21 protein-coding genes are annotated in these 23656 nt (G+C 62.2%); 11 read left to right on the forward strand and 10 right to left on the reverse strand.

All coding sequences use genetic code 11. The features are described from left to right. Positions 1–137: 137 nt before the first annotated feature. The 6 genes from B0E55_RS01925 to B0E55_RS01950 all read left to right on the forward strand — a co-directional run bounded on the left by B0E55_RS01925 (position 138) and on the right by B0E55_RS01950 (position 7265). Positions 138–1418 carry an MFS transporter gene (locus tag B0E55_RS01925; protein ID WP_046377983.1) on the forward strand — a complete coding sequence of 427 codons (1281 nt, stop codon included), beginning with the start codon at positions 138–140 and terminating at the stop codon, positions 1416–1418. A 14-nt stretch (positions 1419–1432) separates the two neighbouring features. Beyond that, positions 1433–2290: a tryptophan 2,3-dioxygenase gene (locus B0E55_RS01930; protein ID WP_019747028.1), complete on the forward strand. Its 858-nt coding sequence runs from the start codon at positions 1433–1435 to the stop codon at positions 2288–2290. 160 nt (positions 2291–2450) lie between these two features. Then, positions 2451–3545 carry a M20 family metallopeptidase gene (locus tag B0E55_RS01935; protein WP_080908972.1) on the forward strand — a complete coding sequence of 365 codons (1095 nt, stop codon included), beginning with the start codon at positions 2451–2453 and terminating at the stop codon, positions 3543–3545. Positions 3546–3547: 2 nt separating this feature from the next. Beyond that, entirely contained in the window at positions 3548–4486 is a 939-nt protein-coding gene (locus B0E55_RS01940) for a GNAT family N-acetyltransferase (RefSeq protein ID WP_241895984.1), read from the forward strand. Continuing rightward, a complete protein-coding gene (menC, locus tag B0E55_RS01945) occupies positions 4483–5598 on the forward strand; it encodes an o-succinylbenzoate synthase (RefSeq protein WP_029254537.1) in 1116 nt (371 codons plus the stop codon). The genes B0E55_RS01940 and menC overlap by 4 nt, the downstream gene beginning before the upstream one ends. Positions 5599–5645: 47 nt before the next feature. Further along, the gene (locus B0E55_RS01950; RefSeq protein WP_020968527.1) at positions 5646–7265 is read left to right on the forward strand and encodes a PucR family transcriptional regulator; all 1620 of its coding nucleotides are present in this window, start codon (positions 5646–5648) and stop codon (positions 7263–7265) included. 71 nt (positions 7266–7336) lie between these two features. On the opposite strand, the gene B0E55_RS01955 is transcribed toward B0E55_RS01950, so the two are convergent. The 3 genes from B0E55_RS01955 to B0E55_RS01965 form a co-directional block, all read right to left on the reverse strand. Then, positions 7337–8233 carry a serine hydrolase gene (locus B0E55_RS01955; RefSeq protein WP_080908974.1) on the reverse strand — a complete coding sequence of 299 codons (897 nt, stop codon included), beginning with the start codon at positions 8231–8233 and terminating at the stop codon, positions 7337–7339. Between the two features lie 207 nt (positions 8234–8440). Then, positions 8441–9076 (reverse strand): ScbR family autoregulator-binding transcription factor, encoded by a 636-nt coding sequence (locus B0E55_RS01960; protein ID WP_019747034.1) that lies wholly within the window; start codon positions 9074–9076, stop codon positions 8441–8443. Positions 9077–9314: 238 nt separating this feature from the next. Next, positions 9315–9743: an HIT family protein gene (locus B0E55_RS01965; RefSeq protein ID WP_019747035.1), complete on the reverse strand. Its 429-nt coding sequence runs from the start codon at positions 9741–9743 to the stop codon at positions 9315–9317. A gap of 87 nt (positions 9744–9830) precedes the next feature. On the opposite strand from B0E55_RS01965, the gene B0E55_RS01970 reads away from it, so the two are divergent. Both B0E55_RS01970 and B0E55_RS01975 read left to right on the forward strand, forming a co-directional pair. After that, a complete protein-coding gene (locus tag B0E55_RS01970) occupies positions 9831–11072 on the forward strand; it encodes a dolichyl-phosphate beta-glucosyltransferase (RefSeq protein WP_080908975.1) in 1242 nt (413 codons plus the stop codon). Next, on the forward strand, positions 11069–13219 hold the full coding sequence (locus B0E55_RS01975) for a glycosyltransferase family 39 protein (protein WP_020906344.1): 2151 nt from the start codon (positions 11069–11071) through the stop codon (positions 13217–13219). The genes B0E55_RS01970 and B0E55_RS01975 overlap by 4 nt, the downstream gene beginning before the upstream one ends. An 85-nt stretch (positions 13220–13304) precedes the next feature. On the opposite strand, the gene B0E55_RS01980 is transcribed toward B0E55_RS01975, so the two are convergent. Continuing rightward, positions 13305–14609 carry an HNH endonuclease signature motif containing protein gene (locus B0E55_RS01980; protein ID WP_080908976.1) on the reverse strand — a complete coding sequence of 435 codons (1305 nt, stop codon included), beginning with the start codon at positions 14607–14609 and terminating at the stop codon, positions 13305–13307. 201 nt (positions 14610–14810) lie between these two features. Between B0E55_RS01980 and B0E55_RS01985 the strand changes: the two genes are divergently transcribed. Beyond that, a complete protein-coding gene (locus tag B0E55_RS01985) occupies positions 14811–15059 on the forward strand; it encodes a hypothetical protein (protein ID WP_225320279.1) in 249 nt (82 codons plus the stop codon). Here B0E55_RS01985 and B0E55_RS32580 read toward each other — a convergent pair. From B0E55_RS32580 to B0E55_RS02015, 6 genes are read right to left on the reverse strand one after another with little or no spacing between them, the layout of a single operon-like run. After that, on the reverse strand, positions 15037–15267 hold the full coding sequence (locus B0E55_RS32580; RefSeq protein WP_020906347.1) for a transposase: 231 nt from the start codon (positions 15265–15267) through the stop codon (positions 15037–15039). The genes B0E55_RS01985 and B0E55_RS32580 overlap by 23 nt on opposite strands. A 50-nt stretch (positions 15268–15317) precedes the next feature. Continuing rightward, entirely contained in the window at positions 15318–15965 is a 648-nt protein-coding gene (locus tag B0E55_RS01995) for an ABC transporter ATP-binding protein (RefSeq protein WP_080908978.1), read from the reverse strand. 1 nt (position 15966) lies between these two features. Further along, positions 15967–16884, reverse strand: a complete 918-nt coding sequence (locus tag B0E55_RS02000) for an oligopeptide/dipeptide ABC transporter ATP-binding protein (RefSeq protein WP_080908979.1) — start codon at positions 16882–16884, stop codon at positions 15967–15969. Continuing rightward, positions 16881–17702 (reverse strand): ABC transporter permease, encoded by an 822-nt coding sequence (locus B0E55_RS02005; RefSeq protein WP_020906350.1) that lies wholly within the window; start codon positions 17700–17702, stop codon positions 16881–16883. The genes B0E55_RS02000 and B0E55_RS02005 overlap by 4 nt, the downstream gene beginning before the upstream one ends. Next, on the reverse strand, positions 17695–18729 hold the full coding sequence (locus B0E55_RS02010) for an ABC transporter permease (protein WP_080909055.1): 1035 nt from the start codon (positions 18727–18729) through the stop codon (positions 17695–17697). The genes B0E55_RS02005 and B0E55_RS02010 overlap by 8 nt, the downstream gene beginning before the upstream one ends. After that, positions 18726–20348 (reverse strand): ABC transporter substrate-binding protein, encoded by a 1623-nt coding sequence (locus tag B0E55_RS02015; protein WP_080908980.1) that lies wholly within the window; start codon positions 20346–20348, stop codon positions 18726–18728. Before B0E55_RS02015 ends, B0E55_RS02010 begins: the two co-directional genes overlap by 4 nt. Before the next feature lie 171 nt (positions 20349–20519). On the opposite strand from B0E55_RS02015, the gene purD reads away from it, so the two are divergent. Beyond that, the gene (gene purD / locus B0E55_RS02020) at positions 20520–21776 is read left to right on the forward strand and encodes a phosphoribosylamine--glycine ligase (protein ID WP_021333105.1); all 1257 of its coding nucleotides are present in this window, start codon (positions 20520–20522) and stop codon (positions 21774–21776) included. 242 nt (positions 21777–22018) lie between these two features. After that, entirely contained in the window at positions 22019–23587 is a 1569-nt protein-coding gene (locus tag B0E55_RS02025; protein WP_020968539.1) for a GMC oxidoreductase, read from the forward strand. Positions 23588–23656: the final 69 nt, after the last annotated feature.

A 23656-nucleotide genomic window follows, 5' to 3' on the forward strand; every position in this document is an offset into this window, starting at 1 on the left:
AGAACATGTTCCGACCGACCAAACGTTGCTTCAGGTATTGGTGAAACGGACCAATGCGGTAGACGTGTTCACTGTCACACTTCATCAGTCTTTTCAATGTTCTAGTCCATGCGGCACAAGACAATTCGGGAGGCTTGATGAAGGCGGAACGCGTCACAGTGGAAGAACCATTGCGGGGGACCGGCGGTTCGGTTCGAAACATGGTGGATAACAAGTCGATTCGTCGCACAACCACCGTTACGGTGGGGCTGCTCAGTACTATCTGGTTGATCGACATGGTGGATCGCGTCATGATCGGGCTTGCGCTTCCGATGATCGGCGACGAATTCTCGCTCAGCAGTACGCAGTTGGGTGGTGTGGTTTCGGTCTTCGCGATCTTCTACATGCTCGGGCAGGTCCCCGGCGGAATGTTGGCCGACCGCTTCGGACCCAGGCCACTGTTGATCGTTGCTTTGATCCTGTGGTCGGTGTTCACCGCGTTGACAGGGTTCGCGTGGGGTCTCATCTCGCTGATGGTCATGCGTGCGATGTTCGGTATCAGCCAGGGGCTCTTTCCGGCGGCATCGTTCAAGGCTTTGGCTGAGCGGACGCGTCCGAAAACCAGAGCGACCGCGATGGGTTTCATGCTCGGCGCCAACAACCTCGGCCCCGGCGTCGCACCGCTGATCATCGCGCCGGTCCTCATGGCCGTGGGGTGGCGGGACGCGTTCTGGCTGGTGGCCATCGTCGGCGCTGTGATCGGCACGGTGGTGTGGTTGGTGCTGCCGGCACCGTTGGACACGGAAATCTCGGAAGATCCGGAGGCTGCGCTGCAACCTCTGGCGAGCGAGCACTCTCGCGCCGCGGTGTTCAAGTCCGCGTCGGTGTGGAAGTTCGCAATTCTGTTCTGCCTGGCCAACATGTCCGCGTACGGTCTGATGACCTGGGTGCCGAGTTATCTGCTCAACGACAAGGGACTCTCGCTGATCGACACGGGAATCTTTGCCGCGATCCCTTTCATCGTCACGGCGCTGGCCACGATCGTGGGCGGGCGGTTGGTGGACAAGTACTTCCACGACCGGGCTCGGATTCTTCTGGTTCCGTGTATGGCCACGTCGGCAGTCCTGTTGTTCCTGATGACCACCGCTGACACCGTCGCGATGTTCACGTTCTACGAGACGTTGGCTCTAGGCATCAGCGGTCTGTGTTCGATGTCGATCTTCGCGATGCCGTTGCGGGCACTTCCTTCCGAATTCCTCGGTTCCGGAATGGGTTTGATCAACGGTTGTGGTCAGTTCGCCGGTTTCATCACCCCGCTCGTGATGGGATGGATGGTGGACCAGTTCTCGTACATGGCTGCATTCGGAGTCCTGGTCGGAGCGACGAGCGCTGCCGCATTGGTGGCCATGATCGTTCCGCAGACCCCGGCGAAATTCTGAGAAGGAGACTGAAGATGTCGGCAACGGACGGCACACGAAAGATCGAAGACGACGTCGTCACCGATTTTTCCGAGAAGATGAGTTACGGGGCCTACCTCGGACTCGATACCCTCCTGGATTCGCAGCATCCGGTGAGTGAGCCGGAACACCACGACGAACTCTTGTTCATCATTCAGCACCAGACCAGCGAGTTGTGGCTCAAGCTGTTTCTCCACGAGATACGGGCGGCCAGAGCAGCGATCGCTGCCGACGACATTCGGGTCGCATTCAAGCGGATCGCACGCGTCAAACACATCCAGGCCACTCTGACCGAACAGTGGTCCGTGTTGGCGACACTGACGCCGGCGGAGTATGCGGAGTTCAGGGGCGTTCTCGGCAACTCGTCGGGGTTCCAGTCGTACCAGTACCGCGCCGTGGAATTCGTGCTCGGGAACAAGAACGCCGGCATGCTGAAGGTGTTCGAATCGGATCCGTCCGCCCATCGATTGTTGGAGACCCTGCTCGGAGAGCCGACGCTGTACGACGAGTTCTGGCGGTACCTGTCCAGGCAGGGTTACGACGTTCCGGCGTCGGCTCTCGAACGAGACGTCAGCGCGCCCTACGTGCGAAACGACGAGCTGATTCCGCTGGTCAAGGCAATCTACGAGAACGTCGAACAGCACTGGACGGCGTACGAGGCATTCGAGGAGTTGGTCGACCTCGAGGAGAGCTTTCAGCTGTGGCGGTTCCGGCATCTTCGGACCGTGCTGCGGGTGATCGGCATGAAGAAGGGGACCGGCGGTTCGAGTGGTGGTGCCGGGTTCCTGCAACGTGCGCTGGAGTTGAGCTTCTTCCCCGAGCTGTTTGCCGCCCGAACAGAGATCGGTACCTGAGACACCTGCTTGATGACACCCAGTTGCTTGTCACACCCAGCTGTTCGTGACACACGACGAATCCGAGCCCGAAGGACAGGAGTCTTGGACAAGATCCGACAGGGTCGCTTCGACCAAGCTTGACTGCGAAGTTGCAAGTCGGTGACAGGAGAGCGTCGGAGTGGACAAGAAATCAATGGTGGCGGACCTGGCGGCGCTGGTAACCGCCGAGTCGCCCAGTTCCGACCTCAGCGCAGTCGATGCATGTGCGGACGTGGTGGCCGACATCGGCGAACGCCATCTCGGAAGCGCCCCTGAACGTATGCGTATCGACGGACGCCAGCACTTGCGTTGGTCGTTCGGCGCGGAGCCGAAGGTGATGCTCCTGGGCCATTTCGACACCGTCTGGCCGCTCGGAACGCTCGCGGAGTTGCCCTGGTCGGTCACCGACAACATCGCCACCGGACCCGGAGTCTTCGACATGAAGGCCGGCATCGTCCAGCTCTTCCATGCGCTCGCATCGCTTCCGTCGCTCGACGGGGTGGTCGTGCTCCTCAATTCCGACGAGGAAATCGGCTCCCCGACCTCACGCGCACTGATCGAGGAGCAAGCCCGTCAGGTCGACGCTGTGCTGGTCCTCGAGGCCGCCGCCGACGGCGCGGTGAAGACCGCGCGCAAGGGTATGTCGCTGTACTGCGTCGACATCGAGGGACGCGCTGCACACGCCGGACTGGAACCGGAGCGAGGTGTGAACGCTGTAGTTGAGCTCGCACATCAGATTCAGGCCGTGGTGGAGCTCGCGGACCCGGCGGCGGGAACGTCGGTGGTGCCGTCCGTGATCAGTGGCGGAACCACGACCAATACCGTTGCAGCGCAAGCACAACTGTGGTGTGACGTTCGCATGTGGTCCGCGAAGGAACAGGAACGCATCGACCGTTCGATCCGTGCGCTGACACCGGCGCTGGCCGAAAGCCGAATCTCGGTGTCCGGAGGACCCAACCGCGGACCACTGGAATCAGTGTCTTCGGAGAAGCTGTACTTTCTCGCTCACCAGGTCAGCAGTGAGAGCGGGTTGGGAATGCTTCGCGACTGCGCAGTCGGCGGTGCGTCGGACGGAAATTTCACTGCCGCAGTCGGAACTCCCACGTTGGACGGCCTCGGTGCCGTCGGAGGTGGTGCCCACGCAGCGACAGAACACGTAGAGATAGATCAGATGATCCCGCGCGCCACCTTGTTGGCCGGTCTGGTGACTCGAATCCTGGAGGGAGGACTGTGACGATGACGTCGCCGAACAATGTCCAACGCAAGACCGTTCAACCATTCGGAGGTGTATCGCCTTCACGGATGCGGCAAGCAATCAGCCAGGCCGAGCAAGCCGCTCTGCTTGCATGTGTGACTATCGAAACCGTCACCGGGCATGCCGAGTTGGAACAGGTATTCGGTCTGTTCGAGAAGGTATGGCAACCGGAGAGCGGCAACCCTCCCGTCCATCGGGACATGATGAAAGCGCTCGCGCACTCCGGTAACTACGTCGCCGGCGCTTTTCGCGGCGGAGATCTGATCGGCGGCTCGGTTGCATTCTTCGAGGAACCGCAACATCGTTCGTTGCATTCACACATCACGGGGATCCTGCCGAACGTGCAGAACGGGCACATCGGCCTCGCGTTGAAACTGTTCCAGCGAGCGTGGGCACTGGAACGGGGAATTCTCCACGTGCGGTGGACTTTCGACCCGCTCGTCGCACGTAATGCCTACTTCAACGTCTCGAAACTCGGTGCGTTCCCGATCCAGTATCTGCCGCGTTTCTACGCGCCGATGAACGACAGTCTCAACGGCGGCGCAGACAGCGACCGATTGCTGATCGACTGGGAAATCGGTAGCAGCAAGGTTTCCGACGTCGTCGCTGGTTCGGGAGAGGCCCCGACTCCCGAGTCGTTGGGAGCGAGCGAACTGTTGTCGATCTCCGAAGCCGGCCTGCCCGTGTTGAAGTCGACCAAGAATCGATTCGTCACGGTGGCTACACCGAATGACGTGTACACACTGCGTAAGTCGGACCCGGCGGCAGCGAACGACTGGCGCCTGGCAGTCCGTGAGACTCTCGGGGGTGTGCTCGCCGAGAACGGAGTGGTTCTCGCAGTCACCAGGACCGGAAAATATGTGCTGGACCGTGCGCCGGGAACACAGGCAGGCAGGACAACAGCGGAGGTTACATCGTGAAGATCGACGGAGTTGAATTACGCCGGGCAGCAATGCCGTTGAAGGCGCCGTTCCGAACCTCGTTCGGCACGGAGACCACCAAGGACGTGTTGTTCGTCAAGGTGGTCACCTCGGAGTCGGCGGGCTGGGGCGAGTGCGTTGCGATGTCCGAGCCTCGCTACTGCTCCGAATACACGGACGGCGCCGCCGAAGTCCTTCGTAAGTTCCTGATTCCGTCTCTGGGCGAACTCACCGATCCCGACGTGCATGCCCTGAGCGCGGCGATGGAACAGTTCGCCGGACACCCCATGGCCAAAGCGGCACTGGAAACCGCATTTCTCGACGCCGAGTTACGGGCCGCCGGGACGAGCATGTCTTCGTACCTGGGTGCAGTAGTCGATCGCGTACCCGCGGGTGTTTCGGTGGGTATCAAGAATTCGATCGACGAACTGCTCGAAGAGGTAGCCGGGTTCCTCGACGCCGGATACCTGCGCATCAAACTGAAGATCGAACCGGGCTGGGACATCGAGCCGGTTCGCGCAGTCCGCGAGAGGTTCGGCGACGACGTACTCCTCCAGGTCGACGCGAACACGGCGTACACCCTGGCTGACGCGCGCCATCTCCAGCGGCTCGACGACTTCGACCTCCTGCTGATCGAGCAGCCGCTTCCCGAAGAGGAACTGCGTGGCCACGCCAGGCTGGCCGAGATGATGCGGACGCCGGTCTGCCTCGACGAGTCGATCACCTCCGCGAAGGTCACCGCCGACGCTCTGGCAATCGGTGCGTGCAGCGTGGTGAACATCAAACCGGGACGTGTGGGCGGTTATCTGGAATCGCGTCGTATCCACGACGTCTGCAAGGCCAACGGAATTGCCGTGTGGTGCGGCGGAATGCTCGAGACCGGAATCGGCAGGGCTGCCAACGTCGCCCTTGCCGCGCTCCCCGGATTTGTCCTACCCGGCGATACGTCGGCTTCCGACCGGTACTTCGCCGAAGACATCACCGAGCCGTTCGTACTCGACAACGGTTACGTGAAGGTTCCGGAAGGGCCGGGCATCGGCGTCGAACCGATCCCTGACCTGCTCGAAGCAATCACCACATCGGTCGAATGGATCGGCATGGATCGGCTTTGACGAATCACTATGACACACTTCGTTCACAGGACGAAGGAGTGATAGACGTGGGCACCGTACGACCTCGCATCAGTTTGGTGCGGCTTCTCGAAGACGTGGGAACTACGGTGCTGAACCCGGTTGTCGGCGACCCGGAGGCGGTCCAGGAGATCGCCTCGGTGGTCATTCACGACCCCGACGACGACTCACCCTCGACACCGGACTCCATGGTGCTGCTCGTCGGCATCACCGGAGGCGAACGTATCGCGGAGTCCGTGGCCGGCCTGGCCGAGCGCGGAGTACGCGTGGTGGTCGCGCGAGTGACCACCGAGGTCAGCGATGCCGACCGTGAATCCATCATCTCCTCCGGCGTTGTCGTATTGACCTTGGCGCGTGGAGTTTCGTGGGTTCAGCTCACAAGCCTGCTTCATTCGGTGCTCTCGGCACGGAACGAAGTCGGGCACATCCACTCGCGCGGAGGTGGACCGGCCGGCGATCTGTTCGCTTTCGCCAACGCCGTCAGCGCACTTCTGGATGCGCCGATCACGATCGAGGACCGAAGCTCACGGGTCATCGCCTTCTCCGGACGTCAGGAAGAAGGTGACGGTCCACGTATCGCGACCGTTCTGGAGCGCCAAGTTCCTGACCAGTACATTCGAGTGCTCGAAGAAGCGGGAGTCTTCGACCGGCTCTATCGCAGCGATGATCCGGTGTGGGTTTCGGCCGAGACCCTCGGTACAAAAATGGGTCGTATCGCCGTGTCCATCCGAGCCGGCGACGAGTTCCTCGGCTCCATGTGGGTGGCAACCGGTGAGCCGATGTCCGAGGACCGGATGCGTGCACTGCGCGATTCGGCCGGGTTGATTGCACTGCAGATGTTGCGGTTGCGCGGCGGCGCCGACGCCGAGCGTCGACTGCGCGCAGACCTGATCGCAACCCTTCTCGACGGTGGATCCGGCGCGGTCGACGCGATGAATCGCCTCGGCCTCGGGACCGGTCCCGCACTCGTGATGGCATTGGGCCGCAGGTCTTTCGAAGGATCGTCGAAGCCGGACGACGCAGCCCATGTGGTGCGGCTGACCGACGCTCTGGCCATGCACCTGGGCGCTGTCCATTCGCAGTCGGCTGCGGCTCTGGTCAACGGAACCGGCTACGCGGTGCTGTCGGTGCGAGGGCATTCCCCGGCAGAAGCCGAGCTACAGGCGTTCCGTGTGGCCTCGGACTTCCTGGACCGAACCGGAGCGTCCGGCGACACGATCATCGGGATCGGCCGGGTCGTGACCAGACCGGCGCAGCTGAGCCGATCGAAGCGCGACGCCGAACATGCCCTCGAAGTGTTGTTGGCGGGACGAGCGTCGGGCAGCGTCGCCACCTTCAGCAGCGTCCACGTCGATGCCATCCTGTTGGAGATCGCGTCGGAAGCTGCAGCCGAAGGGTTCTCGGACCTCGGACCCATCGAGGCGATCGCCAGCCACGACGCAGCTCATGCGACCTCGTTCGTCGACACCCTCGATGCGTGGCTCAACGCCTTCGGTGACGTCGGTGACGCCGCGGCGTCATTGCACGTACACCCCAACACCTTTCGGTATCGTCTCAGCAAGTTGAAGGGTATGGCCGCGTTGGACCTGGACGATCCCAACGTCCGCTTCCGGTTGATGGTGCATCTTCGTCTGCGCGGTCCACGCTAGCTCGAAAGCCGAAAAATGCGGGTCGCACTGATTTCTCAGCGTGACCCGCATTCTTTGTCAGTGGGTTCAGATCAGCTGTTGTTGCGAAGTGCTTCGACAGCGATGCGGCCGACGGTTCCGATGGAGGCGTCGATCTTCGGGGCGCGGTGGGTGAGTTCGTGTGACTTGGTGAAGACACCGACGGCGTAACGCTTGCCGTCCGGGTACGCCACGACGCCGGCTTCGTTTCGTACCAATCCCAGCGTTCCGGTCTTGGCGGCGACAGTGACCTCGTCGGGGAAACCGGACGAAAGGCGGTGCGGCCAGACCTGCTTGCTCATGATGGTTCGGACTTCTTCACAGGCTGATGCGGGGCCGGCTTCGTCCCTCCAGATTGCAGCCAGCAACATTGTGATCTCACGAGGAGTGCTGGAGTTGGAGCGGGCCGGATCCATGACGGAAATTGTCCGAAGAATTTCGATGGGCGGCATTTCCAGCAAGGTGCCCTTGTCGACACCGAGGTCGTCGTAGACCGATTTGAACAGACCACGGCAGTCACGGACCAAGTTGGTCTTCTCCAAACTGAGCCCGCGCAGCGTTGCGACGATGTTGTCGAGTCCGAGGCGTTCGTACAAGAAATCCGTGGCGGCGTTGTCGCTGAAGCTCATCATGAGCAGAGCGAGATCTCGCCAGCTTGCGGTGACGTCGTCGGCGCAGCCGCCGATACCGATGCCGCCGGAGCGGAACTCGGCGGTCACCGTGGCGTGCTCGGTCGGATCAAGGGTGCCGGCCGCTACTTCACGGGCGTACTGCAGTACAACAGGAATCTTGAAAACGGAGGCGAGGATGACACCTTCGTCAGCGCCGTAGCCGAACTCTTCGCCGGAATCGATGTCGCGTGCGTGGACGAACGCATCGGTCTTCGCTTCGGCGAGAACAGCAGCGATCTCCTGCTGTGCGCTCTCAACGTACGTGGCGGTTTCGGTCATTCGAGAAGCCCTTTCGTCGGTATCCGTATATCTGGGTTATTCGTGGATCTGACGATAGTGAGTCGACGACGGGGGGTCTTGTACGAATCGACGAAGGTTGGCGCACGGTTCGGTGCTGATACGCCGAATCAACCGATTGTCAGGGTGTTCCGATTGTCAGGGTGTTGCGGGGGTCAGGGTGTTGCGGGGGTCAAGGTGTTCCGGGGGTCAGGACGCATAAGTTTCGAGGCGACGTCCGACCAGTTCGGCGACGTCGGTCCGACGCTTGTCCGAGACCACGCCTGCCAACAGGATGGTGAACAATTCGTCGATACGGTCGTTCAAATCGCTTCGTCTGGTGAGTACGTTCGAAACCAGTTGAACGCCGGTGAATGCCGAGATCGCCACGCGACCCACCGATTCCGGCTCCACGTCGTCGCGGATGTCGCCTTCGAGCTTCGCGGCCTCGGCCAGTTTTCGAAGCTCGCGGATCCACACGACGTACGGGCCTTGCGAACCGTCGGCAGAGGCCAATTCGAGGGTAAGTCGGACTCCCGCACGAACAATCGGGTCCGCGACGAGTTGGCGACCCATCTCGTGGCACACCATGACGAGCTGCTCCAGTGCCGGTGCGCCCGTGGCTGCAACTGCGGTGAAGGCAGTGATCGACATCTGGTGCTGTTCTTCGATGACCGCCTGAGCCAATTCGTCTTTGGACGAGAAGTGGAAATAGACCGCGCCCTTGGTCATCTGCGCCGCGGACACGATGTCATTCATGCTCGTGCTGCCGTACCCCGTGACTTCGAACCGATCAGCAGCGCCTTGAAGAATCTGTCGGCGACTGATCTTGGCACGTTCCTGCATTGCTCCCTTGTCCTCCGACTGTTAACACGTGAACCAGTTTTAGGGCCCTAGGTCCCGGACCAGCGCCCCACGGTAGCAGCGAATCTCGTGCTCGCGCGACAGCGCGAAACGGACTGTTCGGTGTGCAATCGCAGGTCACGGTCGGTAGGAGCGACAAATGCGACCGCCGCAACCTCCGTTGGGGGCTGCGGCGGGGAGTCCAGTTATCGGCCAGCGAAATTCGGTCGAAGGTACGCGATCAACGAGTCGAGACAGTTGCCTCGAAGCCGAGGTCGCGTAGCGCCGACTTGAGTTTGGTCTGCGCCTCGTCGAGAGATTCGGGTGACGGCGAAGTATCGGCACCACTGATGTCGAAGTTCCCCATGTCGTATGCGGGGAAGACGTGAACGTGAAGATGCGGAACTTCCAGACCTGCGATGAGGAGACCCGCCCGAGGCGCGTCGAACGCCTTCCGCACAGCCTGACCCAGGGTGCGGGCAACCGCGGTGACCTTGGCAAAGAGTTCAGGATCCACGTCCTGCCACTGATCGACCTCGGCTCGCGGTACCACGAGTACGTGGCCCTGCGTTACCGGCGCGATGGTCAGGAACGCGACAACGTCGTCGTCCTCCCACACGAAACGTCCTGGTAGATCTCCGTTGATGATGGCGCTGAAGACTGAAGGCATACCCCGAGATTAGCCCGCGTCCGGTTGCCAGGAAACTCCCAGGCTGGACGCAGGTTCGTCGGAGCCGGCCCGACAAATCTAGGACGCATGACGACAGAAGCCATGCAGACCGCGGGCAGCACGGACGCAGGGGAGCTTTCCGCGACGACTGTAGTGCTGGACGTGGTCGTCCCGGTATACAACGAAGAGGCCGGCCTGGAGACGTGCGTGCGGCGCCTGCGCCGGCATTTACGCACACAGGTGCCATTCTCTGCACGAATTACCATCGCGGACAACGCCAGTGTCGACGGCACGTTGGCACTCGCGCGTTCCCTCGCCGAAGAATTCGACGATGTCCGGGTCGTCCACCTGGATGCGAAGGGCCGTGGTCGAGCACTGCGGCAGGTGTGGAGCGACTCCGATGCCGACGTGGTCGCGTACATGGACGTCGACCTCTCCACCGATCTCAATGCCCTGATGCCGTTGATTGCTCCGCTGCTCTCCGGCCACTCGGACATCGCCATCGGTTCCCGGTTGGCACGTTCGTCGCGCGTGGTACGCGGCCCCAAACGCGAGTTCATCTCACGTAGCTACAACCTCATCCTCCGAAGCGCACTGCATGCTCGCTTCTCCGACGCTCAGTGCGGATTCAAAGCCATGCGAGTCGATGTTGCGCGGCAACTACTTCCGCTGGTGGAGGACACCGGGTGGTTCTTCGATACCGAATTGCTCGTGCTGGCCGAGCGAGCGGGCATGCGGATTCACGAGGTCCCCGTCGACTGGGTGGACGATCCGGACAGTCGGGTGGACATCATTGCCACCGCAGTTGCCGACCTCAAAGGTGTGGTCCGCGTCGGGCGAGCACTGTCGACCGGTTCCCTTCCCTTGGCTGAGCTCAGGGCGAGTTTCGGACGTGAACCACTGGTTCCCGGAGTCCCTCGCGGAATGGTCGGGCAGCTCTCGCGCTTTGCCGTGGTGGGAGTCATTTCGACACTCGCGTACGCACTGCTCTACCTCGCACTGCACTCGGTGACGGGGGCGCAGTGGGCCAACGCCGTCGCATTGCTGGTGACGGCAGTGTTCAACACCGCCGCCAATCGAGCCTTCACCTTCGGGATCCGCGGGTCGGAAGGATCCGCCCGTCACCAGATGCAGGGCCTGCTCGTGTTCGGGTTCGGTCTACTGCTCACCAGCGGATCGTTGTTCGTTCTCGACGTCATGGCGCCCGACGCGTCCAAGCACGTGGAGCTTGCCGTGCTCGTCATTGCCAATCTTGTTGCCACAGTGAGCCGATTCGTCGCGCTGCGCTGGGTGTTTCGCACCGCACAATCCGTAGGAGCCAATCGATGACCGCCACTGCAGAGACACTCGCCGCGCCGCTGCCGGCGCCGGAACCGCAGCGTCAGGTGCGCTGGGAACCTTGGGGGCTCGGAGTGTTGTTGGTGGGCACCGGAGTCGCCTACATCTGGGGCCTGGGCGCGTCCGGATGGGCCAACTCGTTCTATGCTGCTGCAGTACAGGCAGGTTCGGTGTCGTGGAAGGCCTTCTTCTTCGGTTCCTCGGATGCTGCCAACTCGATCACCGTCGACAAGCCGCCGATGTCCCTATGGTTGATGTCGCTGTCGGTTCGTATCTTCGGACTCAATTCCTGGGCGATGTTGGTGCCGCAGGCACTCCTCGGGGTCGGATCGGTTGCGCTGTTGTGGGGAACGGTTCGACGGTATTTCGGTGCGGCCGCCGGCCTCCTCGCCGGCTTGGTACTTGCGCTCACACCCGTAGCGGCGCTGATGTTCCGGTTCAACAACCCAGATGCCCTGCTGGTGCTCCTGATGATCGCAGCAGTGTGGGCGATGATGCGCGCCGTGCAGGACGGTCGCACCCGCTGGCTGGTGTTGGTCGGTATCTTCTGCGGATTCGGTTTCCTGACAAAGCAATTGCAGGTCATGTTGGTAGTTCCACCGCTGGCGCTCACCTATCTGATCGCCGGACCGCCGAAACTGGGTAAGCGCGTACTCCAACTGTTCGCGGCACTGGGCGGACTGATCGTCTCCGCCGGATGGTGGTTGGCAATCGTCGAACTGTGGCCGGCCGACTCGCGTCCGTGGATCGGTGGTTCGCAGAACAATTCGATTCTCGAACTGACGCTCGGCTACAACGGGCTCGGACGCTTGAGCGGCAACGAGACCGGAAGCGTCGGCGGCGGCGGAATGCGCGGTGCTGGTGATGCTGCGGCCGGTGCTGCTGCGGGAGGCTTCCCCGGAATGGGCGAGGCCGCAGGCGGTATGGCAGCGGGAGGCATGGCACCAGGTGGTGGGGCCGGTGGCGGTATGTGGGGGAGTACCGGCATTGCCCGACTGTTCGAATCTGCCCAGGGCGGACAGATTGCCTGGTTGATTCCTGCCGCGCTGATACTTCTGGTGGCCGGAATCGTGCTGCGAGGCAGGGCTCCCCGCGCTGACACACAGCGCGCTTCATTCATCGTCTGGGGACTGTGGCTGTTGGTGACCGGACTGACCTTCAGTTTCATGGCGGGAATCTTCCACGCTTACTACACCGTTGCGCTGGCGCCGGCGATCGCCGCACTGATCGGTTCAGGATCCGTATTCGCTTGGCGTCATCGTGACGTCCTCTGGGTTCGCCTCGTTCTGGCAGTGTCGTTGGCGGCAACCGTCGCGATGGCGTGGGTACTGCTCGGACGCTCGCCTTCGTTCGTACCGTGGCTTCGCTGGGCGATTCTGGTCGTCGGCATCGTCACTGCCGTGGCAGTGCTGATGCCGGCAGCGACGCGAGGTCGATTGGCTGTGGCAGTGATCCTCGCGGCGATCTTCACCGGTCTGGCGGGTCCGACTGCGTACGCGATCGACACGATCAACACTCCGCATACCGGTTCCATAGTTTCGGCCGGACCGAGCGTCGAAGGTGGAATGGGCGGGCCGGGCGGTGGCCGCGGAGGATTCGGAGGATTCGGCGGCACGGCTGACGGCGGGAACCGTCGGACTGACGGGGCTGGCACCGGAACGCCGGGAACGCCCCCTGCAGGAATGGGTCAGATGCCCGGTGGTGCAACAGCTCCGGGTACCACCACATCGACCACCGACGGAATGCGGGGCGCAATGGGCGGCGGCGCAGCCGGTGGTTTGCTTCAGGGCAGCACACCGGGAGCCGCGGTCGTGTCCACACTCGAAGAGAACTCCGACCAGTTCACGTGGGTAGCCGCGGCAATCGGGTCCAACAGCGCATCGGGTTATCAGCTTGCGACGCAGTCACCGGTCATGGCTATCGGAGGGTTCAACGGGAGTGATCCGTCCCCGACGCTCGCGCAGTTCCAGCAGTACGTGTCAGAGGGCAAGATTCACTTCTTCATCGCCGGCGGCGGGATGGGTGGCGGTATGAACGCCGAAGGTACCGCTACCGCCATCTCGACGTGGGTGACCGAAAACTTCACCGCCACAACGGTGGACGGGGTGACTCTCTACGACTTGACGGTTGGGGGCTGACCAACATGAACGCACGCCAGGTCCGCATCGGAGGTGCTCCCCCCGATGCGGACCTGGCGTGAAGTTATGTGCCTGAGGTTCGTCCTCAGGTTTTGAAGGTGGTGTTCGCCGGCCGCGGATGCTGCCCGGGGTCGATCGAGGGCGGCGGGATGAACCACGGTTTGTTGTCGACGCCGATGCGGATTTCCCATTTCCCGACGAATCCGGATTTCCGGTGCATCAACCGATGATGCGAACGGCACAACAGGACAAGGTTGTTCATCACGGTCGGCCCGCCGTTGGCCCAGTGCCGGATGTGGTGTGCATCGGTCCACGCGGGCACACATGTGCAGCCCGGGAAGGCGCAGCCCTTGTCTCTCGCGATCAACGCCACTCGCTGCTCCGCGGTGACCAACCGTTTCCCGGGTTTCGCATCGAGCGGTGCGCCGTGATCATCGAGCAGTACGGTGGACAGGAAGCAGTCGCAGCCGAGAAGCCTGGTCTGGGATACCGACAGCGGCCCGAGCCAGGGCATGTGCCCGACATCGAGATCCGATACAGCCATTCCGTCATCAGTCTTGGAGGGTGTTGCGGCGCAGTCCCGATGCTCAGCGAGATCGCGGGCGTTGATGTGCACGTTCACGTGCGGACGCTGACCACCATCGACACCGGTTTTGGCGCAGTCCAGATACCGGCGGATCAGTTCGGTGAACCCATCCGCAGTCCGCTTCGCTGCCGACCGGGCATCGGGGGTTCCATCGGGTGCAGGGGTGGGCATCGTCAGATTCGACAACGCCGACAACAACATTTCACCGGTGAGGGCATCGAAATCACCGCGCACCACCACCCGACCATTCAACGTCGACGCGATCCGGAGCTCGTTCCGATCCACATCTTCGGCAGGCGGAATCTCATCGGACTCGAAAATGCGCTCCAAGGTCGCGATAACACTCCGCACCTTCGTGGTCGTCGCCTCCACCCCGGACGCGGCAGCCAACAACAAATCGATACAGCGAGGGAGCGCTTCCTCCGGCATGCCCTTTGGTGGTGATTCGCAGAACGCCACGATCAACACGGCATGATCGAACGAGCAGTCCCCGACATCGAATCGGGTCGCCACTGCCGGAAACGGGCGTAGCGCTGCACCGAGGGCGGCGATCTTCTTCCCGTCTCGGATTTGCAGCATCGTGTTTGCCGCCAACCAGCAACCCACTCCGCGGCTGGCGATCACCTGATCATCCGGGCGCATCGAGAGTTCGTCGACCACGGCCACCCGAACGGCTTCGAGGCGCAAAATCTCCGCACTCGCCTCGATAGCAGCGGTACGCAGCTCCGCAGCAGACAACTGCCACAGGCGTCCGCGCAACCCCACCGCAGAACCCGAAACCACGTCCGACAGATAGACACTCATTGAATCCCCCGATCCCCTACACACAAGAATACTCGAACACGTGTTCGAGTCAAGGGTCAATTTTGTTGGGCTGGGGTGTGTTGCCCGAGGTGGCAGATGAGACTGGTATGGCCGTGCGTTCTCGGGTCGATGAGAGAATGAAGCGTGCCTGATCGACCTGAGATTGTCTGTATTTGCGGCTCTGTGCGATTCGCTGAAGAGATGCGGGAGGCGAACCGCGACCTGACGTTCGCAGGCGTGATCGTCGTCGCGCCGGGTGAAGTAGACGAGGCGATCTCTGTCGAGCAGAAAACGCTGCTCGACGCGCTTCACCTGCGCAAGATCGACCTGGCTGATCGGGTGCTGGTCGTCAACCCACGCGGATACATTGGCGAGTCCACGCGCCGAGAGATCGCGTACGCGCGCGCCACCGGCAAACCGGTGTCGTTCACGGCGCCGTTTGATCAGTAAGCGCCTCGTTGGTGCAGGCGGCAAGGAAGATCCCAGGCAGAGTTGCGAGTGTTGCAGGAGAGTCGGTGGAGCGCGCTCCCGTCCGGAACCGCCACGCAGTCGGTTCGAACACCGTGCGCCGATCTGCGGGCGGTTGACCGGTCGCCTTCACCTTCGGGAGCAACGGACCGATCACCTCCCACGCCTCATCCGAAATCGCATCACGCAAAACGCATAAACACTCGCCGTGAACTACCGGATCAGGATTGGCAACACGCTCTAAGCGCGAATGCCGTCGAGGTCGTGGACCACGTCGCAGCAGGCGCCGAGCAATTCGCGATCATGGCTGATGAGTAATACGCCGACGCCGGTTTCGGTGGCGCGACTCTCGATCAACCGAATGAGCGCGGCCGTCGTGGCGGCGTCGAGCATCGCCGTCGCCTCGTCACAGATGAGGTATTTCGGTTGTTGCGCCAGCGATCTCGCTAGACAGGCGCGCTGCAGTTGGCCGTCGCTCACCTGGTGGGGTCTACGGGACAAGAGATCGGGAGTGAGGCCCACTTCTGCTGCCAGTGTGACCACATCGATTGTCCTACCGGCAATATCGCCGGGTTGACCGATGATCGAGGCGAGCGTCTGCCGAGGGTCGGTTGATGCGCGAGGTGACTGAAACAGCATGGACACCGTCCCGCGCAGTGCCGCGGGTACCGAGAATTTGGTACCCACGACGGGTGATCCGTCGATTCGCACCTCACCTGACCACGGTGCATCCAACGAGGCGAGAATCCTTGCAAGTGTTGATTTTCCGGTGCCAGAAGGCCCGGTCAGGCCGATCAGCCTTCCCGGCGGAATTTCGAGCGAGACGTTCTCGAGCACTGGCCGGTTGCGATGGTAACCGCTGGTGATTCCCAGAGCTTGCAGACTCATGTCAGCCCACCTTCCGAAGCGTTCGGTACGTGCGGTCACCCAGTGTGACCAGTTCGGTCGGGCCACCGGATTGTTTCGACTCCGGGCGTCGTAGGTGATAGACGCAGTCGTCGGGGAGATCGGTGAGTTGCGGTGGTGATCCGGGCATAGGAGTCAAGCCTCGGGATGGCAAGGCGCCGAGCAGGTCTCGGGTGTAGTCGTGAAGCGGATCGTGGAACACCAGAGCCGCCGGACCGGTTTCCATGATGCGTGATGCGTACATGACGGCAAGTCGATCCGCGACATCGCTGCGGGTGAGTGATGCAAGGTCATGGGTGATGAGCAGGACAGCCGCCCCGGAGTCAGCGCACTCTCGAAGTAATCCCATGACGTGGTCGGTGAGTTCGCGGTCGAGGTTGGCGGTGGGTTCGTCTGCGACGATCACCGATGGATTCCCGCACAGCGCACCGGCAATGGCAACGCGTTGCGCCATGCCGCCTGACAGTTCGTGCGGGTAACAGTCCAGGGCCGACGGTTCGAGTCCGACGCGAATTGCCAAGGCGTCGCAAGTGTGGTCGCTGCCGAGTGCGTCGATCGTCTCCTGTAGCTGCGATCGCGCAGTCCGGACGGGGGTGAGATGTGTTGCGGCGGATTGTGGAACGAGAGCCACGTGCCGCCCACGGAACGCGGTGCCGGAGAAGGCGTCGATCTCGAGGTCCGCTGTACCGACGGTGACCGTTCCGGTTCGAGAAGCATTCGGCGGCAACATGTTCATGACCGAGGTGGCGATGATCGACTTGCCGCACCCGGATTCCCCGACAAGTGCGGTCACCGTGCCGGCTGGAACGTCGAGGTCGATGTCGCTCGCAGCGTGGACTACGGATCCTCCGGGCAAAGGGATCCTGACGGTGAGGGATTTGATGCGTAGGCCGCGTTTCACAGTCGTAGCTCCGAAGGTCGAGGGGGCGTGAGCATCGACCGCAGGGCCGAACCGGCAACTGCAACAGCGACGGTGGCGATCACGAGGACTGCGGCGGGGAATGCAAGCGTCCACCAACCGCCGAGGAGTAGAGAACTGCGTGCCTCTTCAAGGAGCGTCCCGAGACTGGGTTTGTGCGGGGGAAGACCGAAACCCAGGAAGGACAATGTTGATTCGTGCCAGACGGCATGGGGCAGCAGGAGAACGACTGCGATCAAGGCCTGTGGCGCGGTCGCCGGCACGAGGTGGCGCATGATTACGTGACGTCGACTTGCTCCCGCGAGAATGGCGGCGTCGATGTAGGGACGCTCGCGCAGACTCAAGATCTCTGAGCGGATGATCCGGGCCACTTGGGTCCAGTGGGTCAGTGCGATCGAAAGCACGATGGCGGCAATGCTTCCACGGAACATCGCGACGATGACGATGCCGAGCAACAGGTGGGGGAGTGCGTTGACGGCATCGGTGCCGCGCATGACGAACCTGTCCACCCAGCCGCCGACCAGTCCGGCCGTAGTGCCGACGGCGACGCCGATCACCGTGGCGAGCAGCGCGCAGGCGAGTGCGATCAGAAGTGAGGTTCTGATGCCTGCAGCTATGCGCACGAATAGATCTCGGCCCGCCGAGTCGGTTCCGAACGGGTGATCGAACGACGGAGCCAGGCGAGCCGCCGAGAAGTCTGTGACTCGGTCGTCGACGTCGGCCAACCATGGGACCAACGCCGCGTACAGCGCAACGAGGATCAGCACGCCGAGGGCGATCTTGAAGCGTCGTTCAGCCATCGGTACCTACTCTCGGGTCGAGCACTGCAACGAGGACGTCGGCAAGCAGTGAGCCGAGCATGACCGTCAACGTCGTACCGACGGTGAGGAACGCGAGCAGTGCCATGTCTAGGTCTCGCGCAGACGACACGATGGCGCCGGCGATCCCCGGCCAACTGAACACCTCTTCCACCAGCACTGCCCCGACTATCAGCTCGGGCAACCGCACGCCGACGATGTTGACGAAAGGTGCCAGTGATGTGGGCAGTATGTGGCGCTTCGTGATGGTCGGCGTCGGGATACCGCGTGCTACCGCGCCGGCGACAAATCCCTCACTTTTCGAACCCACGACGGACTCTCGGACGGCAAGTAGGAGCCACGGCATTTGCGAAATGGCGAGCACCGTCACCGGTAGGACCAAGTGCCGGATCACCTGTCCCGGTGTGGGATCGGCGCCCCCGTCGGTCAGTCCGGCGACCGGGAGCCAGCCGAGAGTCAACGCGAAGAGCGCGATGGCACCCAGCGACAAGACAAACGGCGGAAGTCCTTGGACCACGACGCTCAGCCCGGACACGGTCTTGTCCAGGAATCCTCCACTGCGGATTCCGGCGAGAACACCGAGTGTCAGCGAGGCGAGAATCGCGATGAGGAGTGAGATCCCGACCAGCAGCAAGGTCCATGGCAGACGTTCGAAGATGACTTGGGAAACAGGCTGATTGAACGATCTGGAGATCCCGAGATCGCCGGTGAACACACCCTGGAGCCAATTCCAGTACGTGCTGTACCAGGGGTTGTCGAAACCCATCTGATCGGCGATCAACGCTTTGTCTGCGTCGCTTGTCGTCATGTATCGCGTGCCGAGGTAGCCGACCAGTGGATCGAACGGTGAGATCGCGGCGGCGGCAAAGAGTCCCGCGGACACCACGGCGATGACCGGCACGATGAACAACACCCGCCGACCGACCATCGTGAAGATGGCCTTTCGGCGGGAGTTGTCACGGTGACCCCGTGTCGGCCCCGCGTCTGGCCGAACGTCGACCGCTGTCATTGCCCTCGGGCCCACGTCTGCAGTGACCACCATGGACCCCAGGTCACACCGTGTGAGTGTGGTTCGAGTACCGGTCCGGACATCTGCCAGTCGGAATCCTTCGACACGTACGTATGGTCGAGGAACACGAGGATGACAAACCCGGGATCTTCGACGTACGCCTGCTGTACGTCGCGATACGCGGCATCACGCGTTGCCTGATCCAGGCTGCGGCGTCCTACTTCCAAGCCTGCGTCGACTGCTGGATTGGAGTAGTCACTGGCGTTGTCGTAGATGCTGCCGACCCCGGGCGCGATGTACTTCGAGTTCAGCGCGTCGTACGCCTGTGTGTCGGGGTCGAAAGGTTCGTCGCCGCCACCGAGAAGCGTCGAATCCTGGTTGATTCGAGGGTCTATGCGGTCCCAGGAGAGTGCTTCGAGGTCCACCTCGATGCCGACAGCGAGAGCGTCGGAGGCAAATGCCTGAGCGAGATCGCGTCGAACGGTGTCGACGGAGTTGTACATGATCGTGAACTGCGCCCGCTGACCGTCTTTCGAACGGATTCCGTCGGCACCTTCGATCCAGCCCGCTTCGGTGAGTATTCGCTCGGCCTGGGTCGGGTCGTAGGCGAAGGTTGCGTTCGGGTTGTACGAATCGCCGTAGACCTCGGGGATCGGAGTGGCGGCGACGCGGCCGTGTCCGCCCAGGACGTTGTCGATCATCGACTGGCGATTGGCGGCGAGGTTGAGCGCCATCCGCACGGCTTTGTCGCCTGCCACGGGATTGTTCGTCGGGAGTGAGAGCCCGCGCCAGTCTGCTGACTGATGAGCCGTCACGGACATGTTGTCCTTGCCTGAGAACGTATTGGCAAGCAGTGGAGGGAGATTGGTTCCGTCGATCTCGCCGGACACCATACGTTGGGCGCGGGTGTTGTCGTCAGGAACGTAGAGGAGAGTCAGCTTCTTGATCTCCGGCGCACCGTCCCAGTAGTTCTCGTTCGCCTCGAAGACGGCTCGATCCGGTGAGAGGTCGACGAGTGTGTACGGACCCGTACCAACCGGTGCGGTGTTCAACGGCGATTCGGCGGCAAGCCCGGGTGTCACGAGGGATTCCGATGGAACCATGCCGATCAGCATCTTCGTCAGCAGCGGGGCATACGAGTAGGCGAGGCGGAACTCGACTGTGCTGTCGTCGACGGCCACGACGTCGCTGATCATGTCGTACGACGACCGCGCTTCGGAGGCGGAAGCGGGATCGAGGATCGCCTTGTACGTGGCAACCACGTCGGCGGCGTCGAAGGTCGATCCGTCGGAGAAGGTGACCCCGTCGCGGAGTTTGACCGTCCAGACTGTCGCGTCGGTGTTGGCCGTGGGCATCTCCGCGGCCAGAGACGGCTCGAATCCCGGCATACCGGTGCCTCCGGTGAGCCGGACGAGACCGTCGTACATCTTGGCCTCACCGGCAGCTCCGAACCCTGCGACCGGGTTGTAGCCGCCCAGTTCGTAGCCGTCGGCCAAGACCAGGCCGTCGTTGTTGCCCGAGGAGTCGGTGCCAGTCGGGCTACTGCACGACGTGATCAGAAGTGCGCCGATTGCGGCGGTTGCGGTGAGCGTCAGAACGCCTGGTTTATGGAGTTTCACGGGTGTCCTTTCCTTGGTGGACAGGTGTCCGAAAACATCTGTTCACCTATTCAGGTATTCATATGATCGCATCTCGAAACGGATATTTCGCACAAAGGTCGAACGCTGGGACCTTGGCCCCGTCAGTGGCACTCCGAGAGCGCTGTTATCGCAGGCCGTAGTCTGTTCCCCGTGCGCGTACTAGTAATCGGCTCCGGAGCCCGTGAACATGCCCTCCTTCTCTCTCTTGCTCGCGATCCAGGTGTCACGGCCCTGATCTGCGCGCCTGGCAATGCCGGGATCGCAAAAATCGCCGAGCAGCACCCCGTCGACGTCGCTTCTGGTGACGCGGTTACCGCGCTGGCCCAGAAGGTCGAAGCCGACCTCGTCGTCATCGGACCCGAGGTTCCGCTGGTTCTCGGTGTTGCAGACGCGGTGCGCGCAGCAGGTATCGCCTGCTTCGGGCCTTCGGCCGACGCCGCCCGCATCGAGGGATCGAAGGCTTTCGCCAAGGACGTGATGGCTGTCGCCGGCGTCAAGACCGCTCACAGCGAGATCGTCGACAATCCGGCCAAGCTCGACGAAGCACTCGACCGCTTCGGTCCCAACTGGGTGGTCAAGGACGACGGACTGGCCGCGGGCAAGGGCGTAGTCGTCACGACGGATCGTCTCGCCGCGCGCGATCATGCCGCTGAACTGCTCGAGACCGGGCACCCGGTTCTCCTCGAATCCTTCCTCGACGGTCCGGAAGTTTCGCTCTTCTGCCTCGTCGACGGTGAAACCGTGATCCCGCTGCTCCCGGCTCAGGACCACAAGCGCGTCGGCGACGGAGACTCCGGACCCAACACCGGCGGCATGGGCGCGTACACACCCTTGCCGTGGCTGCCCGACGAGATGGTCACGCAGATCGTCGACGACGTCGTCAAGCCCGTCGCTGCCGAGTTGGTCGCACGCGGTAGCAGTTTCTCCGGCCTTCTCTATGCCGGTCTCGCGATCGGTGTCGACGGCCCGGCCGTCGTCGAATTCAACTGCCGATTCGGTGACCCCGAAACTCAGGCCGTGCTTGCTCTCCTCGAAACGCCGCTGGGCGGTCTACTCAATGCGGCATCGACCGGAACACTCGATTCGGTCGGTCCGTTGCAGTGGCGCGACGGTTCCGCTGTCACGGTCGTGATTGCTGCCGAGAACTACCCGGCGACCCCCCGCACCGGCGACGTGATCACCGGAGCCGACGCCGACGGAGTCCTGCATGCCGGTACCAAAAAGCGTGAAGACGGAGCCGTCGTCTCGGCCGGCGGGCGTGTGCTGAGTGTTGTCGGAGTGGGCAAGGATCTGACCGAAGCGCGTGACGACGCCTACGCAAAGATCGCCGACGTCAAGCTTCCCGGCGGTCATTTCCGCACGGACATCGGACTCGGCGCCGTCGAAGGGCGCATCTCTCTTCCCTGACTCGTTCTTTCGGAGGGCCGGTGAACTTTCTGTTCATCGGCCCTTTTCATGGAAAATCAACGGTTCCTCGAAGTTACCCACGAGTATGGACTTCTCGTTCGGTTTCTCCCGGTATATCTCAGCGCGGGGGTCACGGAAAGAGAAGGGCACACTTGAGCATTCGCGCTGGATTCAACGAACGGCACGCACGTACCAATTCCACGCTCTCGCGTAGAAACTTCTTGGCAGCAACAGGATTAGCTGTGGGCGCCGCTGCGCTCTCGTCCTCGTGGACTACGGCCGCCGCTGCGCCCAGGCGAGCATTGAGCGACGGAGACCGTGTCCCTGCGCTCGTGATCGGCAGCGGGTACGGCGGAGCCGTTGCGGCACTTCGGCTGACGCAGGCCGGCATCGACACACACATGGTCGAGATGGGGAAGTCGTGGACCACGCCGGGGTCCGACGGCAAGGTCTTCTGCCCGATGCTCTCACCGGACGGACGTTCCTTCTGGCTCAGAGACCGTACAGTTCAACCGGTTTCACACTTCTCCGGCGGCTCGGTGGACAAGAACATCAGCCGCTACGTCGGCGTTCTCGACGCCGAGGACTTCGGCGGGATCAAGGTCTACCAAGGCCGAGGGGTCGGCGGCGGGTCGCTGGTCAACGGCGGCATGGCCGTCACACCCAAGCGCAACTACTTCGAAGAGATCCTGCCCGGGGTCGATTCCAACGAGATGTACTCGACGTACTTCCCGCGGGCCAACGCTGCGCTCGGAGTCAACAACATCGACCCGGCCTGGTTCGAGTCGACCGAGTACTACAAGTTTGCACGAACCGGGCGAAAGACCGCTGAGAGATCCGGTTACACAACAACATTCGTGCCGAATGTTTACGACTTCAACTACATGAAGCAGGAAGCTGCTGGTCAGGTCACCAAGTCTGCCCTGGTGAGTGAGGTCATCTACGGCAACAACGCGGGAAAGAAGTCTCTGGACAAGACGTACCTCGCTGCGGCATCCGCCACCGGCAAGCTCACGATCTCGGCGCTGCACGTCGTGACCTCGGTTGCGCCGGCCGCGACCGGTGGTGGATATCAAGTGGTGATGAACCAGATCAACGAGCAGGGCAACACCGTCGGCACCAAGACGGTGACCGCGGACAAGGTCTTCTTCGCGGCCGGCAGTATCGGCACCAGTAAGCTCCTGGTCGCGATGAAAGCACAAGGGCAGCTGGCGAATTTGCCGGGTGCGGTTGGGCAGGAATGGGGGCACAACGGCAACGTGATGGTGGGTCGCGCCAATCACATGTGGGACGCCACCGGCGCGAAGCAGTCGGCGATCCCCGTGATGGGTATCGACAACTGGGCTGACACATCCGCTCCTGTGTTCGCGGAAATCGCGCCCTTTCCAGCCGGTACCGAACTGTGGGTCAGCCTGTACTTGGCGATTGCCAAGAATCCGCAACGTGCTCAGTTCCAATTCAACTCGGCAACAGGCAAAGTCGGTTTGAATTGGCAGCGCTCGCAGAACCAGCCGTCGATCGACATGGCGAAGAAACTCTTCGACAAGATCAACAAAAAGGAAGGCACGATCTACCGGACCGACCTCTTCGGTCCGGTGCAGACGTGGGGCGACCAGTTGACGTACCATCCCCTCGGCGGTTGTGTGCTTGGCAAGGCGACCGACGGCTACGGTCGTCTGCCGGAGTACCCGGGACTGTATGTCATGGACGGATCCCTCGTTCCGGGCAATGTCGGAGTCAATCCGTTTGTCACCATCACCGCTCTGGCCGAACGGAACATCGAGAACATCATTGCGAACGACATGAACTAGAGCGGCGACTCGGGGTCAGGTGCGGTGGGATCAACTTCCTGCCGCACCTGCTCTGCGTGGCAGCGGTTA

The sequence above is a fragment of the Rhodococcus sp. 66b genome, from assembly GCF_002076325.1.
In the GTDB taxonomy this organism is placed as follows: Bacteria; Actinomycetota; Actinomycetes; order Mycobacteriales; family Mycobacteriaceae; genus Rhodococcus_F; species Rhodococcus_F erythropolis.

Bases quoted from the DNA above. Each gene is read 5' to 3' on its own strand.
- B0E55_RS01970 (WP_080908975.1), top strand. From the start codon at position 9,831: ATGACGACAGAAGCCATGCAGACCGCGGGCAGCACGGACGCAGGGGAG.
- B0E55_RS01955 (WP_080908974.1), bottom strand. From the start codon at position 8,233: ATGACCGAAACCGCCACGTACGTTGAGAGCGCACAGCAGGAGATCGCT.
- B0E55_RS02010 (WP_080909055.1), bottom strand. From the start codon at position 18,729: ATGACAGCGGTCGACGTTCGGCCAGACGCGGGGCCGACACGGGGTCAC.
- B0E55_RS01930 (WP_019747028.1), top strand. From the start codon at position 1,433: ATGTCGGCAACGGACGGCACACGAAAGATCGAAGACGACGTCGTCACC.
- B0E55_RS01960 (WP_019747034.1), bottom strand. From the start codon at position 9,076: ATGCAGGAACGTGCCAAGATCAGTCGCCGACAGATTCTTCAAGGCGCT.
- B0E55_RS01965 (WP_019747035.1), bottom strand. From the start codon at position 9,743: ATGCCTTCAGTCTTCAGCGCCATCATCAACGGAGATCTACCAGGACGT.
- B0E55_RS01975 (WP_020906344.1), top strand. From the start codon at position 11,069: ATGACCGCCACTGCAGAGACACTCGCCGCGCCGCTGCCGGCGCCGGAA.
- B0E55_RS02005 (WP_020906350.1), bottom strand. From the start codon at position 17,702: ATGGCTGAACGACGCTTCAAGATCGCCCTCGGCGTGCTGATCCTCGTT.
- B0E55_RS01995 (WP_080908978.1), bottom strand. From the start codon at position 15,965: ATGAGTCTGCAAGCTCTGGGAATCACCAGCGGTTACCATCGCAACCGG.
- B0E55_RS01925 (WP_046377983.1), top strand. From the start codon at position 138: ATGAAGGCGGAACGCGTCACAGTGGAAGAACCATTGCGGGGGACCGGC.
- B0E55_RS01985 (WP_225320279.1), top strand. From the start codon at position 14,811: ATGCGGGAGGCGAACCGCGACCTGACGTTCGCAGGCGTGATCGTCGTC.
- B0E55_RS01940 (WP_241895984.1), top strand. From the start codon at position 3,548: ATGACGTCGCCGAACAATGTCCAACGCAAGACCGTTCAACCATTCGGA.
- B0E55_RS01980 (WP_080908976.1), bottom strand. From the start codon at position 14,609: ATGAGTGTCTATCTGTCGGACGTGGTTTCGGGTTCTGCGGTGGGGTTG.